Below are 15,652 nucleotides of genomic sequence, written 5' to 3' on the forward strand. Positions count from 1 at the left end.
ATCCGCTTAGAGGAGAGTGAGGCGGTAAGCTGCTGGAAAGGGGGGTTATCCGATTGGTGATTCAGCACATTCAAATGCCTTGCTGGGCTGAACATGGCCAACCCCAGCCTGTTCACTACATCCAGGTTTTGAGCATCAGATAGCTGGCGATCACCATGCACAGGATGGCAAAACCGAGTTGAATCGCTTTGGCGGGGATGCTCGGGGCGAGGAATCTGCCCACTAGCATCCCGCTGACACTGGCGGCGATGAACACCCCGCCGGTTGCCGTTATGTGTGCGCCTGCGTGTATGGCGCCCGTCACTGCAATGGCTGAGATCAGGGCAATGGCCATGAGCGAGGTGGCCACGATGCCATGCATCCTGATGTCCGAAAAATGTTGAAAGGCAGGAACGATCAAAAAGCCTCCACCCACCCCGAGCATCCCTGTGAGCAGCCCTGAAACCGAGCCAACGAGGGCCAGGGTAGCCGAGCATTTCATTGTCCAGCGCAGTCGACCGCTTTCAGGGTTGAGCATGCAGTTTTTTTCTTGCCACTGGGGTTTGGCTTGTGTGATTACCGCCTGGCCGCCACGTACTTGGCCGATCATGCGTAGCGCCACAATGACCATCACTAGACTGAACAGCGAGATCAGTACGGCATTGGGCAGCGAGTGCGCAAAGTACACGCCCAGGGGCGAGAACACCGCTCCCAATAGCGCCATCAGCATGGCGGCGCGATAGCGTACCAGGCCTTTCCTGAGGCCATCGACGGCCCCGACAGTTGCTGCGGCGCTGACGGCGAACAGCGCCACAGGGGTGGATGCCGTCACGGACCAACCCAAACCGATCACCAGCGCCGGAACGGCCAGAATGCCGCCCCCGGCACCGGTAAGGCCCAGAATGATTCCGATGACTATCCCGAACACTCCACTCAGAAACATGTTCCGGCCTCACTCAGGCTTGGACGAGCTGGTCAGCCATTCACGGCCTTTGAGCATGCCGTTCCAGTAAAACCAGGGCAGGAACCTGGCTTTCAGGAACCAGGCGGACCGCCGCGCGACCGTTGGATTGAGGGGGAAGGTGGGTAGAAGTTTTCCGCCATAGCCGAACTCGGCCAGCACCACCTTGCCTTTTTCTACTGTGAGCGGGCATGACCCGTAGCCATCGTAGCGAAGCGGCATGGGCTGAAGATTGCGCAACGCCAAGAGGTTCTTTGCCACTACGACGATTTGCTTGCGGGCCGCAGCGGCGGTTTTGGCATTACTGGTGGAGCAGATATCGCCCAGGGCGAATATGTCGGCATAGCGAGTATGTTGCAACGTCCCGGGATCCACCTCGCACCAGCCCGCGGCGTCCGCCAAGGGACTACGACTGATGAAGTCCGGAGCTACCTGTGGCGGGACCACATGGAGCATATCGAATGGCTTGGCGTGTCGAGTGAGATTGCCGTGCTCGTCCCGGCTTTCGAACCAGGCTGTTTTACCAGGGCCATCGACCTTGACCAGATTCGAACCGAATGCCAGCTGCGCCTGGTACCTTTCGATATGTTTCATCAACGGGGGAACGAAGGCCGCTACCCCGAACAGCGTGGCACCGGCAAGGTTGAACTCGACCGCCATGTCCTGCAGAACACCTGATTTTTGCCAGTGGTCACAGGAAAGGTAGAGGGCCTTTTGTGGGGCGCCAGCACATTTGATCGGCATCGCCGGCTGGGAAAACAGAGCCTTGCCCTGTCGAAGTCCCTGCACGAGCTGCCAGGTATAGGAGCACAGGTCATAGCGGTAGTTGGACGTCACCCCATGCTTGCCCAGGGTTTCTTCCAGCCCTTCGATCTTCTCCCAGGCCAGCCTCAACCCCGGGCACACAATGAGGTGCTGGTAGGTGACGCTTTGGCCGTTGCTCAGCATCACGCACTTGTTGTCCGGCACGACCTCGACCACCGCTGCCTTGATCCAGGTGGCGCCCCGCGGAATGACTTGTGACATGGGCCTGACAGTCTTGCGCACGTCGTACGCCCCCCCACCGACCAGTGTCCAGGCCGGTTGGTAATAGTGCTGGTCATTGGGTTCGATCAGCGTGATTCGCAGGTCGGGGTCCCGCTTGAGCAAGCTGGCGATGACTCCGATGCCCGCCGATCCGCCGCCAATGACCAGAATGTCGGCACCGATTGTGTCGTTGGCGACTCGGGACGCCGAAGCATTCGCAGAAGTCTTTTCATAGAGCCGGCTTGAACGATTTCCGGTGCGGCAAAAGGCCAATACCGGTGCTGGCAAGCGGTCCAGCAGTTGGCCAAAACCTTGTACATCACTTTCGGCGATGGCATTGGGCAGGACCGGGAGATAGGCAAACTCGAGGCCCAGTCGTTTGGCTTCGGCGTGAAGGGTCGCGCTTGAAGGTTGTTCCGATCCACCTTCGTGATCCGGTCGGTTACAGATGATTGAGCGAAACCCCAAGCGGGCGGCTTCGTTCATATCTTCCAGGGTTATTTGACCGGTTGTTGAAAAGTCTTTGCTGTGAGTGCTGACTTGCATGCCAAATAGACTCTTAGATAGTGATCCATGTCGCGTTTGCCTGAACTCGATAGAGCCGTTCAGAACACATTGAGTGGAATCCTCAGGTAGTTGATGCCATTGGCTTGCCTCGGGGGGCTCTCGCCGGCCCGCATGTTGATCTGCACTGACGGCAGCAGCAGCCTGGGCTGGCTCAGGGTTTTGTCGCGAGTCGTACGCAGGGCAACGAACTCGGCCTCGCCGATGTTCTGGCCGACATGGATGTTGTGCGCGCGCTCCTCATCCACCGTGGTCTGATAGCAGTAGTGGTCGCGGCCGGTGGCTTTGTAGTCGTGGCACATGAACATACGAGTGCTGCCCGGCAGCGCTAACAGTCTGCCGATCGAACGGTACAGTTGATGAGCGTCGCCACCGGGGAAGTCGCAGCGTGCGGTGCCGCTGTCGGGCATGAACAGGGTGTCGCCGACGAAGGCGGCATCTTCGATCAAGTACGTCACGCAGGCCGGCGTATGACCTGGAGTGTGCAGCACCTGGACGGATAGGCTGCCGATGTGGAATTGATCGCCGTCGGCGAACAGACGGTCGAACTGACTGCCGTCTACCCTGAATCCTTCTTCTGCGTCGAACAAACGGGCGAAGGTCTGCTGCACCAGAGGGATGCGATCGCCGATACCGATCCGTCCGCCCAGTCGTTCCTGCAAATAGCGGGCAGCCGAGAGGTGATCGGCATGCACGTGGGTTTCCAGAATCCATTCGAGCACAAGCCCGTTGCCGCGCACATGTTCGATCAAACGATCGGCACTGGCGTACGAGATGCGCGCGGCGGCGGTGTCGTAATCGAGTACAGGATCGATGATTGCACATCGGCAGGTCGTGGGGTCGCTGACCAGATAGCTGTAGGTGCAACTCTCCTGGTCGAAAAAAGGTTCAACGTCAAACTGCATAGTCAATTTTCCACGCTCGGATCGTTTGGGTCGGTACTACCGGCAACCTGTAGCAGCGCGGCGCTCACGTCGCACTGCTACTGGCCTTTCAAGACGCCAGAGAAATCCCTTCCACGCTCATCGGCGAGCGGATATCCGACAGGAATCGCTGTGCGCGAGGGTGCTCGGGGCGTTTGAAGAATGCCTCGGGCGCGGCTCGTTCGAGTACCTTGCCCTGGTCCATGAAGATCACGCGGTCAGCCACTTCGCGCGCGAAGCCCATTTCGTGGGTGACGCACACCATGGTCATGCCTTCCCTGGCCAGGCTTTTCATCACCTGCAGTACCTCGCCAACCATTTCCGGGTCCAGGGCAGAGGTGGGCTCATCGAACAACATCACCGGCGGGTTCATGGCCAGCGCCCTGGCGATGGCCACGCGCTGTTGTTGGCCGCCCGACAACTCACCGGCATAGGCACCTGCCTTGTGGGCCAGGCCGACGCGCTCCAGCAGGCTCATGGCCAAGTCATTCGCTTCCTTGGCGGACAACTTGCGCAGGCGGCGCGGCGCCAGAGTGCAGTTTTGCAACACGGTGAGGTGGGGAAACAGATTGAACTGCTGGAACACAAAGCCTATCCGGCTGCGCAGATCATTAACGCTGACGGAGCGCCCATGAATGTCCACGCCGTCAATGAAAATGTTGCCATCCTGGATGGCTTCCAGCCGGTTGATGGTACGAATCATCGTCGACTTGCCTGAGCCCGACGGACCGCAAACCACCACGACCTCGCCCTTGGTAATGGTCTCGTTGATGTCGGTCAGCGCATGATAGTTGCCGTACCACTTGTTGACGTTTTTGAGTTCGATCATGGGATTAGACCTTTGCAGAACGGACGGCGAGATGTTTTTCCAGCCAGTAGGCGAAGCGCGACAGGCTGAAGCACATGACGAAGTAAGTCAGGCCGAGCAGGGCGTAGACCTGGAGCGGCTTGGTTGGCAGCTGAGCGGTAATCTGCGAAGCGACGAACGACACTTCGGAGAGGCTGATGATGTAGCCCAGCGACGTCTCCTTGATGGTCGAGACGAACTGATTCACCAACGAAGGCAGCATGTTGCGAAAGGCCTGTGGCATGATCACCAGGCGCATCGTGGCCAGGTACGAGAAGCCCAGTGAACGGGAACTTTCCATTTGCCCGCGTGGCAATCCAAGGATCCCGGCACGGATGATTTCGGCGAGGTAGACCCCATCGAATATCACCAGCGCAGCCAGCATGGTGCCGAATTGATCGGTGCGTTGGCCGGTGAGGGTCGGGAGCAGGAAGTAGGCCCAGAAAATCACCATCAACAGCGGCGTACCACGCAGGACATATACCAGGCCTGTGACCGGCAAGCGCAACACCGGGTAAGGGCTGATGCGGCATAGCGCGAGCAGTACGCCGACAGGGAAGGCCAGGACCAGGGCCAGCGCCGCCAGAATCAGCGTCATCAACAGACCGCCAAGAGGGCCGTTTGGATATTGGCCGACCAGATAGTACAAGCCATAGGATTGGATGATATCGAGCATGGTCAAACACTCCGCACGGGATAGCGTTGCTGGTACAAGGCGGACAGCAGCGTGATGATGATCGAGATGACGACATAACCTGCCGTGGTCACGGCATAGGATTCGAAGCCCCGGAACGTGGAGCTTTCCACCTGCTGGGCCTGATACATCATTTCCGCGACGCCGATCACCATGGCGATGCTGGTGTTCTTCCACAGGTTCAGCGTCTGGCTGATCAGCGGTGGCACGGTCACTCGCAGTGACTGCGGGAGGATGACCAGCCGCATGGTGCTGAGGAAGCCGAATCCCAGCGTCCGACCCGCCTCCATTTGCTCCTTGGGAATGGAGCGCAGGCCGCTGCGGATGTCTTCGGACATGTAGGCGGCGGTATAGAGCACCAGAGCGATCACCGCACTGACCGCCTCAACGTTGTGTTCGTAGATCCATGATTTGATGGGCGCCGGCAGTAGTTCGGGGGCACCGAAATACCAGAACAGCATGTGTGCCAGCAGCGGCACGTTGCGTATCGATTCCACATAAGTGATGGCGATTCCCCGCAGCGCAGCGTAGGGGGCCAGGCGCAGCACAGCGATGACGATGGCCAGCGGCAGGGCGATGGCCAGCGAGATCAATGCGAGTTGGACAGACAGCAGGAAGCCACTGACGAGCCAATCGTGGTACTGCCCGGAGAGCACGACCGACAAATCAAACGTATTCATAATAGGGACCTCTGACCCGGCCGAAGCCGGGCCTCCAACACGTCAATTGATATTGTCGGTTTCGATCTTGAAGGAGCGACTGGCGAACTTCATGTTGGTGTCTGGACCAAACCATTTGGTAAACAGCTCCTCGGCCTTGCCGGAGGACTCCAGTTCACGCAGCGACTTGTTCACCTGCTCCTGGAAGGCGGGTTCGTCCTTTCTCAAGCCCAGCGCAATGTGCTCGCTCGACACCGGCGTTGGCAGAATCCGGTAGTCCTTTGCCGCGTCTCCCAGCTTGGCGAAGTTGCCAGCCAATGAAGTTTCATCGTTGGCGTAACCCAGGCCTTTGCCCTGTTGCAACGCCAGCAGTGCCTGAGGGTTGCTGTCGAACGAGACGATTTGCGCATCGGCGATCTTCGCCCGGATGCTTTGCTCCATCGTCGAGCCTTTGATCGTCAGGATCTTCTTGCCTGCCAATTGGTCGAGTTGGCTGATGCCGCTGTCGGCCTTGACCATGACTTTCTGACCGGTGATGAAGGTCGAGAGCGAGAAGTTGATCAATGCCTCGCGCTCTTTGTTGTGGGTCAGGGAAGCGGCCAGCAGATCGACACGGCCCTGTTGCAATTCGGGAATGCGTGCAGCGACGGTCAATTGCTTGAGCACCGGTTTGACCCCGATGCTCGCGGCAATGGCATTGCACATGTCGACGTCGTAACCGACGATTTCGCGAGTCGCCGGATCCTTCATGTAGCTGAACGGCTCATCGGTTCCGAGCACCCCGCAGACCAACTCCCCCTTGGCCTTGATATCGCTGAGTTGATCGGCGGCGGCAGAGAAGCTGGTTGCCAGGGTCAATGCCAGGACGGCGGTTTTCCAGTGTTTTTTCAGCATGCGGTTCGTTTGCATTTTATCGACCTTATTGTTTGAGAAACGGAGCGCCAGTTCATGAATCGTTACGTGTCGTGGTCGGCAAGAGCCTCTTGTGGGTGGATGGGAAATTCGGGTTATGCGCAAGCCGTGCGCAGCCGCTCGAAGCCGGCATCCAGGTCGGCGATCAGGTCGTCGACGTGTTCCAGGCCGATGGAGAGCCGGATCAGGTTCTCGCTGATGCCAATGTTGATTTTCTGTTCATGGCTCAGGGAGTTGTGCGACATGCTGTAGGAGTGGTTGATCATGCTTTCCACTCCGCCCAGGGAGTCGGCCAGGACAAAGATCGACAACTGCTCGATGAACGGTGTCATGGCCTGGCGATCAGCCTTCAGCTTCAGCGAGACGACAGCGCCACCGGTGCGCATCTGGCGCTTGCACAGTTCGTGCTGCGCATGACTCTCCAGCCCCGGGTAGTAGACCTCCTCGACCAGCGGGTGCTGGCTGAGATAGCGGGCAATCTGCGCCGCATTGCTGCACTGGCGCTCCATGCGCACATCGAGGGTCTTGAGCCCGCGCAGGGCGAGGTAGCAATCGAACGGCCCCTGGACTGCACCGATGGCCATGCTGATGGCACGCAAGCGGGCGAACAGTTGCTCGCCGGCGGCCACCACCACACCACCGATAAGGTCCGAGTGACCACCGATGTATTTACTCGCGGAGTGCATCACCAGATCGACGCCGAGTTCGATAGGGCGTTGGTTCCAGGGCGAGCAGAAGGTGTTGTCGACACAGGTCAGAATGCCGTGGGCACGGGCAAAGTCGGTCACGCGCTGGATGTCGACCAATTGCAGCAATGGATTGGTCGGTGTCTCGATCCAGATCAGCCGGGTGTTGTCCTGGCGGCTGGCGGCCAGTGCCTCGAGGTCATTGAGGTCGATGTAGCTGGCACTCAGGCCGGAGGTCTTGCCGCGGTAGTCCTGCATCAGGCGAAAGGTACCGCCGTAGACGCCCGCCATCACGATCACATGGGAGTCTTTGGGCAGAAGATCAAGCACGGTGGCGGTGGCCGCCATGCCCGACGCGCAGGCTACCGCGCCGTGGCCGTTCTCCAGCCGGGCAATACTTGTTTCGTAGGCGTGCCGGGTCGGGTTGCCGACGCGGCCGTAGGCGTAGTCCGGACTGTCGTCGAGGCTGCGCTTGATGAACGAACTGGAGGTGACGATTGCCGGGAAGATCGTATTGTCGGCGTAGGTCGACTGCTCGCCGGCGTGGATCACTTGGGTGGAGAAATTGTTGTTCTGCTTCATGCTCAGTGATGCCTCGCGTGGACTAGAAAAAGCGATCGAGTTGTTTGGCAAAGGGCGTGATGTCGCCGATGTTGCGAGCGACCCAGTCGCGGTCGTAATAGGTGTCCAGGTAACGTTCGCCGCTGTCGCACATCAGGGTCACGATGGAGCCCTGCCGGCCTTGCTCCTGCATGCGCAAAGCAACGTTCAGTGCGCCCCACATGTTGGTGCCGGTGGAACCGCCGGGCTTCTTGCCGAGCAGTTTTTCCAGCCAGTAGAGCGTGGCGATGCTGGCCGCATCCGGGACCTTGAGCATGTCGTCGATGACTTCCGGCAGGAAGGACGGCTCGACCTGAGGGCGACCGATGCCTTCTATACGGCTGCCCTGACTACTGGTGAGGCTTGAATCGCCTGTGCGGTAGCTGTCATGGAACACTGAGTTGTCAGGGTCGACGACGATCAGGCGGGTGTCGTGACCCTTGTAGCGGATGTATCGACCGAGGGTTGCCGAGGTGCCGCCGGTACCCGCACTCATGACGATCGCATGGGGGACAGGGTGCGTTTCACCCATCATCTGCTGGAAAATGCTATCGGCGATATTGTTGTTGCCGCGCCAGTCCGTCGCACGTTCTGCGTACGTGAACTGGTCCATGTAATGGCCGTCGCTCTCGCTCGCCAGTCGCCGCGCCTGGGCATAGACCTGCGAGGATTGATCCACGAAGTAGCAATGCCCGCCCAGCAACTCGACTTGTTCTATTTTCTTGCTCGCGGTGTTACGCGGCATTACTGCGGTGAAACGCAGGCCAAGCATTTTGGCGAAGTAGGCTTCGGATACGGCGGTGCTGCCCGAGGACGCCTCGATCACGTGGGTACCCTCGCGAATCTTGCCGCTGCAAATGGCATGCAGGAACAGTGAACGCGCCAGTCGGTGCTTCAAGCTGCCGGTTGGATGGGTGCTTTCGTCCTTGAGGTAGATATCGACGCCCTTCAGACCTGGAATTTCCAGTTTATGAATGTGGGTGTCGGCGGAACGCATCTGGTCGCAGGAAATGATCCTGATCGCGTTCCGAATCCAATCGTTCATCGTGGTCTGATTTTGGATCAGCATGGGACCACCGCGATCGCATCCACTTCCACCAGCGCTGCTCGCGGCAAGCTACCGACTCCAATCGCCGCGCGCGCCGGATAGGGTTTGGCGAACAGCTCTTCCATCACGCCGTTAACCAGAGCGAAGTGGCTGAGGTCGGTCAGGTAAATCGTCAGCTTGACCACATCGGAGAAGCCCATGGAGGCCTCTTCGAGAATCGCGCCCAGGTTGGCAAAGGCTTGTCGGACTTGAGCTTCGATGCCTTCGGCCATTTGCATGGTCTGCGGCACGAGGGCGATCTGACCGGAAACATACAGGGTGCCTGCAGCCTGAACGGCTTGCGAGTAAGGGCCAATCGCCTCGGGAGCGGCGCTGGTGGCAATGATTCTTTTCATATTCGGGGGTTCTCCGAGCACATTTCGTGGGAGAAATCTTACCGTCACCCCTTGGGAAAAAAGTTTTAATCTCTTTGCTGGTTTCACTGATTTTTAGGAAAAACTTCTACGATTTTTACTTGGGGAGAATTTATTTATCTGCTCGCCCATGCCATCTCCGGACGCCTCGTCGCCATCCACTTCGACGACTGCACAGGCGTCATTGGCTATCGGAAAAAAATTCCAGGATGTGGGCAAAAACGGGTTTTTTTTGGGAACATTTTCTAATTTGACAGCGATAAGCTTCCCTCCCAATCGAGCAGCGCTCGTCATTATCGAAGGCTTGGTGAACAACGCATTTTCAGTGACCTGTTCTCTAGAAAGCCTGCAACACCCCGACCAGATCTTGCACTGACCCACCACGCTTTGCGGCCTCTTCGGCCGTGCCTCTCAACGAACACCAGGGCCTGACATGAATATGGCAACACTTTCTTCGAGACTCGATGCTTTTGATCGCTTGAACCTGATGGGCGCAGCTACGCCGTTACAGCGGTTACCACGGCTATCGGACCACGTCGGCCGCGATGTCTACGTCAAGCGCGATGACTTCACTCCAATTGCGATGGGCGGCAACAAACTGCGCAAGCTCGAGTATCTCGCCGCCGATGCCATTCGAAACAAAGCGGACGTGCTGGTGACCGCAGGTGCCGTTCAGTCCAATCACGTCCGGCAGACTGCCGCACTCGCGGCACAACTCGGGCTGGACTGCGTTGCGCTGTTGCAAAATCCGCTGGGTACCGCATGCGATGATTACCTGCAGAGTGGCAACCGATTGTTGCTCGATTTGGTCGGCACTCAGGTGGTGAATGTTGACGAGCTCGACAACGCAGACCAGCAGCTCGATGATGTGGCTCAGCGATTGCGTGAAGAGGGACGCCGTCCATACGTGATCCCGATCGGGGGCTCGAATGCGCTCGGCTCGCTCGGATACGTTCGCGCGGGCCTCGAGCTCGAGCAGCAGATCACTGCCGCGGGGCTCGACTTCTCGGCCGTGGTGCTCGCCTCTGGCAGCGCCGGTACGCATGCCGGTCTTGCACTCGCGCTCGCCCATGCACTGCCATCGCTTCCAGTGATAGGCGTGACGGTATCGCGCACGGAGTCCGCGCAGCGTCCGAAAGTGCAGGAGCTTGTGCAGAGTCTCGGCACGCTGCTCGACATCGATACGCCACCCGATATGCCTATTGAACTGTGGGACGAATACTACGCGCCGCGCTACGGTGAACCGAATCGAGGGGGGCAAGATGCGGTTCGGCTGCTCGCGCAAACCGAAGGCCTGCTGCTGGATCCGGTGTACACCGGTAAAGCCATGGCCGGCCTGCTTGATGGTATTGCTCGCGGTCGCCTGGCCGGAGACGGGCCGGTACTGTTCCTCCACACAGGGGGAGCACCTGCACTGTTCGCTTACCGCAACGCGTGCCGCATGGATTGATGGCCGACCTCATGTCTTCACATCGATAGAACGCAGAATGCGCCTCCCATTAACCGGAGGCGCACTCACATTAAGGCGTCACAATGTAATCCGTCGGCAATGCAGTCGTTCGCTTGATCACTTCCATCGCGAACGCCGAACTCACGTCCATCAGCTCGACGCTCCTGATAAGCCGTTTGTAGACTTTGTCGTATCCGGCGATGTTTGGCACGACGACCTTGAGCAGGTAGTCGACGTCACCGCTCATTCGGTAGATCTCAATGATCTCCGGAATCGCGCACACGGCCTCGACGAATTGCTTCGTCCACTCATCACCGTGCTGATTCGAGCGCACTGTAACGAATGCAACCAGATCCAGGTTCAATTTGGCCGGGTCACACAGCACGACCTCACGGCAGATCACGCCATCGTCTCGCAGCTTTTGCAGTCTTCGCCAGCAAGGCGTCGGCGATAGATTCACAGCCTTGGCCAGGTTGTTCAGGCCAATCGTCGAATCCGCCTGAAGCATCGTCAGCAACTGAGCATCGCGCTTATCCATAAATCCCTCTCGGTAGAAAATTTTCCCAAGAATAGATCATATGAGGGAATTCTTTGGAAACATTTTTCGATCCTGCGCAATTAATATGACTTCAAGCACAGCGGTTGGCGTCAACGCGACGCCGCTTGATTCACCTCGATTGAGCCGACGAAAAAGGATTCCACCTTGATCACTCCGTATTCAACCGACACTGTTTTGGCCCATGAGGGACGCACGCATAATCAGCTCGGCGCGCCGGTGAACCCGCCGGTATACCGGCAATCGACGCTGCTCTTTAACAGCCTTGAGGCGCTCAAGACTGCAAGCGGCACACCGAGCGCATACGGCCGCGGCGGTAGCCCGACAACTCGCGCACTGGAGAGCGCGCTCGCCCGTCTCGAAGGTGCACATCGTGCGATGCTGACGCCGAGCGGGCTCAGCGCGATCACCCTGTCGCTGCTCGCCGTGCTTGGTCCTGGCGATCACTTGCTGATGACGGACTCGGTCTACGACCCAACACGTGCTTTCTGCGGGGAAACGCTTAAACGTCTCGGCATCGAAACGACCTACTACGACCCGTCGATCGGCTCAGACATCGCAGCGCTGATGCGCCCGAATACCCGGGCTGTATTCGTTGAATCACCGGGATCGCTCACATTCGAGGTGCAGGACATACCGGCGATCAGCCGGATCGCCCATCAACACGGCGCAATTGTGCTGATGGATAACACCTGGGCCACACCGCTTTATTTCCGTTCCTTCGAACAGGGTGTCGATGTATCGATTCACGCGGCGACGAAATACATCTCCGGGCACTCTGATGTGCTTATGGGCGCAATCCTCACGACCGAGGCGATCTTTCCGAAAATCAACCGTCTGTATCGTCAACTCGGCATGACTGTAAGCGGCGACGACGCGTATCTGGCCCTGCGCGGCTTGCGCACGCTGTCGATCCGGCTCGAACGCCATCAACGCAACGCGCACGCGCTCACGCAATGGCTTTCGCAGCAGCCGGAAGTCGCGCGGATCCTCTATCCAGCACGGCCTGACTCACCTGGTCACGAGCTGTGGAAGAGAGATTTCACGGGGGCGAGCGGCCTGTTTGGCGTCGTGCTGCATCCGCAATCGGACGAAGCGATGCGCGCGATGCTCGACGATATGAGCTGCTTCGGCATGGGCTACAGCTGGGGAGGCTTCGAGAGTCTGATTCTCCGCTCGAACCCGACCAGCGCTCGCACGGCGACGCAATGGCCGTGGGAAGGTCCCCTCCTGCGAATTCACGCGGGGCTTGAGCATCCGGACGACATGATCGCTGATCTGGAAAGCGCATTCCTGCGTCTGCGCGCCACTGCGCAGATACCCATTGAAGCCTGACCCATCACAGGCGCGTCGACCACCCATCACCTTAACGTTAATACCCACCCACAGAGAGAGAGCACCATGAAAGACAAACTGCTTATTCTTCGCCCAGGCTTTTTCAGCGGCAACGAGGGTCCGTTCTACTGCGGCGATTCAGTATGCGTAGAAGGTTTGCTGAGCTTCTGCCCACAGCTACGCGACATGGTGGAAATCGAGTACATCGATGCGCCGCGCCCACGCAACGCAATCGTGTCGCTGATTGGCGAAGATAACCAGTCTGCGCCGGTGATTGTCCTCGGCAAAGGGCAGGTGCCAAAGGACGCCTCCGTTGCGGTTCAGGAGTACAACGGCACGCGCTTCATCAATGCACCTGACGATATCCGCCGCTACCTGTCGTCGCAGTACAACGTCGCTCGCGCTTCTTGATCGGTAGCGATCGAAAGCTCCTGCCACAAGCGGCCTGTCGCACATTGCAATGACAGGCTGCAGGCCGGCGATTCGCTTGCGAGCCGCCGGCCTGCTCGTACCCAGTATTACGAACCGCCTCATCTGTTCAGGATCTTTACATTGCGCTGCGATGGTTCAAGCCTCGGGGCCAATCCCAAAATGCCAGCCCGCCACACAATCCCCCTGAATCCCCCTGTAGGAGCGAGCCTGCTCGCGATAGCGCCAGACCAACCAACATCAATGCTGAAGATGCACCGCAAACCCACTCACACACGCTGTGGCCAAACAATGCCCGACAACTCACCACAAACCCTTGTGGGAGCAACTGTCTGCATCATGCCGTTCGTCTCCGCCATTCGGTACCGTCGCGAAACATGGCATTTAATCTGATCAGTAGGACCCGCATGCAAGCGATGAGCGCGACTTTCGCGCTCTTGCCTCGCTCCCGAGGGCGTCCCACGCAAAGCTGCCATAACTCACGCCGCAGGCATAAAAAAGCGCCTGATGACGCTCTGGGAAAATGGCAATGCCATCTGTCCGCGGGTTACATATTTGCGCTTCGGGTCGTTGCGGATTTACCTCATAATCGCGCGCTCCTATCGTTGGCAGTTCTGCTTTTCGACTAATCTGTAGTCGCTGCCACCAGACCTCAAACAGCCAAGGAGAAAGGCAAATGCCAGATAGCTGGAACCAGCGTCAATCGAACGCATCCGCCAAGTATGCCTTCGAACGTTTGCCGGCCCCTTCTGATTTGCCTGCGGTCTTATGAGTCAAGCTGCCTACGTCAATCCAAGCCTGCTCACCTGGTCTCGGGAGCGTGCAGGTCTCTCCACTGAGCAGGTTGCCAAAAAGCTGCCAGTGAAGCCTGATCGAGTACAGGAATGGGAGGCTGGCGAGACCAGGCCAACATTCCTTCAGGCTCAAAAGTGGGCGAGTGTCGCTCATATCCCGTTTGGCTTCTTGTTTCTTCAGCACCCGCCAGTCGAAAAACTGCCTTTACCTGATTTGCGGACAGTGGGTGGGATTGCTCCTCAACGTCCTACTTTAGAGCTGTTGGACACCGTAAGGGAGGCAATACGTAAGCAGGACTGGTACCTGGAGTATCTTCAACACCAGGAGTATCAACCGCTGGCATTTGTAGGTCGCTTCAGTAGTCGATCTCAAGTTGCAGAGGTGGTCGACGATATCCGCCGGGTCCTCGGTGTGAACCCTGACATTGGTCGATTGGATTACGAGAAATACAGCCGCGCCTTGATCGAGGCTGCGGAAACGGCTGGCATTCTGGTTATGCGCAGTGGAACAGCTTTGGGGAATACTCACCGCAAACTTGAAGTGAGCGAGTTTCGGGGTTTTGCCATCAGCAATGCCTACGCCCCCGTTGTATTTATCAACAGTTCTGACGCACCCACCGCCAGGCTGTTCACGTTGCTTCACGAGCTGGCCCATATCTGGATTGGTAGCAGTGGAGTGTCTGACGGGAACTCTGAAAATGGTCGAGAGGAGGAGCATTTCTGCAATGCGGTTGCAGGTGAATTTTTGGCTCCCGAAGTCCAATTCCGCGCCCTGTGGAATGCAGATGTTGATTGGCAAGACAATTTAGCTCCGATAGCCACTCGGTTTCACATTAGTAAATTAGCTATCGGTCGCCGCGCATTGGATCTTGGCTATATAAGCCAAGCGCAATACAGCGCTTACTATCGAATGATCCTCAAGGCTTTCCAGGATGAAAAAGGTGGAGCGGGTGACTATTACCGTAACGCTACAGCGAAAAACAGCTCTCGCCTGAGCAAGGCAGTGCTGACTGAAGCAATGAGTGGCCGGATGTTGCTGCGAGAGGCGGGACACCTGCTCGGCGTGCAACCTGCCAAATTAAGGACTCTCGCCAGCAAGATCACGGAATGAATCATTTACTCGACGCTAACACACTGATCGAAGCGAAAAACCGTTATTACTGGATGGCTATCTGTCCTGGATTTTGGCAGTGGTTATTGCTTAAAAACAAAGCATTGGACTTGGCCAGCATTGCACCTGTAATGGACGAGCTAACTAAAGGGCATGATGATCTGGCGGGTTGGGCGAAGGACAACTCTGATTTCTTTCACTCCACCACCGATCAAGATACGCAACTGGCATTCGCACAAGTTGCGGGGCTGGTGGCCGATCAAGCGCCCAAGATGAAAGTAGGCGCAATGGAAGAATTTCTAGCGGGTGCTGATCCTTGGCTAATTGCGAAAGCGATGACTACAGGGGCTACAGTCGTTACGCATGAAGTGTTGAATCTCGACGCTAAACGAAAATTCATCATTCCAAATATTTGTAAGGTGCTGAGTATTCCTTTTTTGAATACGTTTGAATTGTTGCACAGGCTTGAAGCCAGATTTGTGTTACCTGATTGAAGTCAGGTGACTTCTTCAAGTTATTCGGAAATTGGAGTTTTTTGCAGTACTCTTTCCGTCCGACTTTCTTTATTGAATGTCTTTCAAATAATCCTTTAGCGCAACGAGCGGAGCATCAAGCTCCTCCAACGCCTGAATCCCCGCAAACTCCCCCACCAACCTCCCCAACTA

Annotated in this window: 16 protein-coding genes and 2 pseudogenes; 5 read left to right on the forward strand and 13 right to left on the reverse strand. The window is 57.6% G+C overall.

What is annotated here, in order from left to right; translation table 11 throughout:
• Positions 1-115 precede the first annotated feature (115 nt).
• The 11 genes and pseudogenes from CAG47_RS19635 to CAG47_RS19680 all read right to left on the reverse strand — a co-directional run bounded on the left by CAG47_RS19635 (position 116) and on the right by CAG47_RS19680 (position 9,294).
• Positions 116-922, reverse strand: coding sequence for a sulfite exporter TauE/SafE family protein (locus CAG47_RS19635; protein ID WP_085726491.1), 807 nt, complete (start codon positions 920-922; stop codon positions 116-118).
• A 9-nt stretch (positions 923-931) separates the two neighbouring features.
• Entirely contained in the window at positions 932-2,149 is a 1,218-nt protein-coding gene (locus CAG47_RS19640; protein ID WP_256577482.1) for an FAD/NAD(P)-binding oxidoreductase, read from the reverse strand.
• 39 nt (positions 2,150-2,188) lie between these two features.
• Positions 2,189-2,512 (reverse strand): annotated as a pseudogene (locus CAG47_RS29050) (TIGR01244 family sulfur transferase); the annotation flags it as partial.
• Positions 2,513-2,571: 59 nt separating this feature from the next.
• Positions 2,572-3,435: an MBL fold metallo-hydrolase gene (locus CAG47_RS19645; RefSeq protein ID WP_085726493.1), complete on the reverse strand. Its 864-nt coding sequence runs from the start codon at positions 3,433-3,435 to the stop codon at positions 2,572-2,574.
• 88 nt (positions 3,436-3,523) lie between these two features.
• Positions 3,524-4,282, reverse strand: coding sequence for an amino acid ABC transporter ATP-binding protein (locus tag CAG47_RS19650; RefSeq protein ID WP_085726494.1), 759 nt, complete (start codon positions 4,280-4,282; stop codon positions 3,524-3,526).
• A gap of 4 nt (positions 4,283-4,286) precedes the next feature.
• On the reverse strand, positions 4,287-4,982 hold the full coding sequence (locus CAG47_RS19655) for an amino acid ABC transporter permease (RefSeq protein ID WP_371917223.1): 696 nt from the start codon (positions 4,980-4,982) through the stop codon (positions 4,287-4,289).
• On the reverse strand, positions 4,979-5,674 hold the full coding sequence (locus CAG47_RS19660) for an amino acid ABC transporter permease (protein WP_085726496.1): 696 nt from the start codon (positions 5,672-5,674) through the stop codon (positions 4,979-4,981). Before CAG47_RS19660 ends, CAG47_RS19655 begins: the two co-directional genes overlap by 4 nt.
• A gap of 42 nt (positions 5,675-5,716) precedes the next feature.
• Complete coding sequence (locus tag CAG47_RS19665; protein ID WP_085726497.1) at positions 5,717-6,562, reverse strand: ABC transporter substrate-binding protein; 846 nt, start codon at positions 6,560-6,562, stop codon at positions 5,717-5,719.
• Positions 6,563-6,660: 98 nt separating this feature from the next.
• Positions 6,661-7,833 carry a PLP-dependent aspartate aminotransferase family protein gene (locus tag CAG47_RS19670; protein WP_085726498.1) on the reverse strand — a complete coding sequence of 391 codons (1,173 nt, stop codon included), beginning with the start codon at positions 7,831-7,833 and terminating at the stop codon, positions 6,661-6,663.
• A gap of 22 nt (positions 7,834-7,855) precedes the next feature.
• A complete protein-coding gene (locus CAG47_RS19675) occupies positions 7,856-8,896 on the reverse strand; it encodes a PLP-dependent cysteine synthase family protein (protein ID WP_085726512.1) in 1,041 nt (346 codons plus the stop codon).
• Positions 8,897-8,913: 17 nt separating this feature from the next.
• Positions 8,914-9,294 carry a Rid family detoxifying hydrolase gene (locus CAG47_RS19680; protein WP_085726499.1) on the reverse strand — a complete coding sequence of 127 codons (381 nt, stop codon included), beginning with the start codon at positions 9,292-9,294 and terminating at the stop codon, positions 8,914-8,916.
• A gap of 457 nt (positions 9,295-9,751) precedes the next feature.
• Here CAG47_RS19680 and CAG47_RS19685 point away from each other — a divergent pair, with 457 nt between their 5' ends.
• Complete coding sequence (locus tag CAG47_RS19685) at positions 9,752-10,762, forward strand: D-cysteine desulfhydrase (protein WP_218190683.1); 1,011 nt, start codon at positions 9,752-9,754, stop codon at positions 10,760-10,762.
• A gap of 70 nt (positions 10,763-10,832) precedes the next feature.
• Here the strand turns inward: CAG47_RS19685 and CAG47_RS19690 are convergent, their stop codons facing one another.
• Positions 10,833-11,300, reverse strand: coding sequence for an Lrp/AsnC family transcriptional regulator (locus tag CAG47_RS19690; RefSeq protein WP_085726501.1), 468 nt, complete (start codon positions 11,298-11,300; stop codon positions 10,833-10,835).
• Positions 11,301-11,465: 165 nt separating this feature from the next.
• Here CAG47_RS19690 and metC point away from each other — a divergent pair, with 165 nt between their 5' ends.
• Positions 11,466-12,653 carry a cystathionine beta-lyase gene (gene metC / locus CAG47_RS19695; RefSeq protein ID WP_085726502.1) on the forward strand — a complete coding sequence of 396 codons (1,188 nt, stop codon included), beginning with the start codon at positions 11,466-11,468 and terminating at the stop codon, positions 12,651-12,653.
• Positions 12,654-12,719: 66 nt separating this feature from the next.
• Positions 12,720-13,064: a DUF3088 domain-containing protein gene (locus tag CAG47_RS19700; protein ID WP_085726503.1), complete on the forward strand. Its 345-nt coding sequence runs from the start codon at positions 12,720-12,722 to the stop codon at positions 13,062-13,064.
• A gap of 355 nt (positions 13,065-13,419) precedes the next feature.
• Here CAG47_RS19700 and CAG47_RS29055 read toward each other — a convergent pair.
• Positions 13,420-13,533: pseudogene (locus CAG47_RS29055) on the reverse strand (IS110 family transposase); the annotation flags it as partial.
• Between the two features lie 317 nt (positions 13,534-13,850).
• Here CAG47_RS29055 and CAG47_RS19705 point away from each other — a divergent pair.
• Together CAG47_RS19705 and CAG47_RS19710 are read left to right on the forward strand one after the other, a co-directional pair.
• Positions 13,851-14,987, forward strand: a complete 1,137-nt coding sequence (locus CAG47_RS19705) for an XRE family transcriptional regulator (RefSeq protein WP_085726504.1) — start codon at positions 13,851-13,853, stop codon at positions 14,985-14,987.
• Entirely contained in the window at positions 14,984-15,481 is a 498-nt protein-coding gene (locus CAG47_RS19710; protein ID WP_085726505.1) for a DUF4411 family protein, read from the forward strand. Before CAG47_RS19705 ends, CAG47_RS19710 begins: the two co-directional genes overlap by 4 nt.
• Positions 15,482-15,652 lie beyond the last annotated feature (171 nt).

The organism is Pseudomonas sp. R37(2017), assembly GCF_002113375.1.
GTDB lineage: Bacteria > Pseudomonadota > Gammaproteobacteria > Pseudomonadales > Pseudomonadaceae > Aquipseudomonas.

Excerpts from the sequence above, each read along its gene's own strand:
- CAG47_RS19635 (WP_085726491.1), bottom strand. The coding sequence starts at position 922 with ATGTTTCTGAGTGGAGTGTTCGGGATAGTCATCGGAATCATTCTGGGC.
- CAG47_RS19645 (WP_085726493.1), bottom strand. The coding sequence starts at position 3,435 with ATGCAGTTTGACGTTGAACCTTTTTTCGACCAGGAGAGTTGCACCTAC.
- CAG47_RS19650 (WP_085726494.1), bottom strand. The coding sequence starts at position 4,282 with ATGATCGAACTCAAAAACGTCAACAAGTGGTACGGCAACTATCATGCG.
- CAG47_RS19660 (WP_085726496.1), bottom strand. The coding sequence starts at position 5,674 with ATGAATACGTTTGATTTGTCGGTCGTGCTCTCCGGGCAGTACCACGAT.
- CAG47_RS19665 (WP_085726497.1), bottom strand. The coding sequence starts at position 6,562 with ATGCAAACGAACCGCATGCTGAAAAAACACTGGAAAACCGCCGTCCTG.
- CAG47_RS19670 (WP_085726498.1), bottom strand. The coding sequence starts at position 7,833 with ATGAAGCAGAACAACAATTTCTCCACCCAAGTGATCCACGCCGGCGAG.
- CAG47_RS19675 (WP_085726512.1), bottom strand. The coding sequence starts at position 8,896 with ATGAACGATTGGATTCGGAACGCGATCAGGATCATTTCCTGCGACCAG.
- CAG47_RS19680 (WP_085726499.1), bottom strand. The coding sequence starts at position 9,294 with ATGAAAAGAATCATTGCCACCAGCGCCGCTCCCGAGGCGATTGGCCCT.
- CAG47_RS19685 (WP_218190683.1), top strand. The coding sequence starts at position 9,752 with ATGGCAACACTTTCTTCGAGACTCGATGCTTTTGATCGCTTGAACCTG.
- CAG47_RS19690 (WP_085726501.1), bottom strand. The coding sequence starts at position 11,300 with ATGGATAAGCGCGATGCTCAGTTGCTGACGATGCTTCAGGCGGATTCG.
- CAG47_RS19700 (WP_085726503.1), top strand. The coding sequence starts at position 12,720 with ATGAAAGACAAACTGCTTATTCTTCGCCCAGGCTTTTTCAGCGGCAAC.
- CAG47_RS19705 (WP_085726504.1), top strand. The coding sequence starts at position 13,851 with ATGAGTCAAGCTGCCTACGTCAATCCAAGCCTGCTCACCTGGTCTCGG.
- CAG47_RS19710 (WP_085726505.1), top strand. The coding sequence starts at position 14,984 with ATGAATCATTTACTCGACGCTAACACACTGATCGAAGCGAAAAACCGT.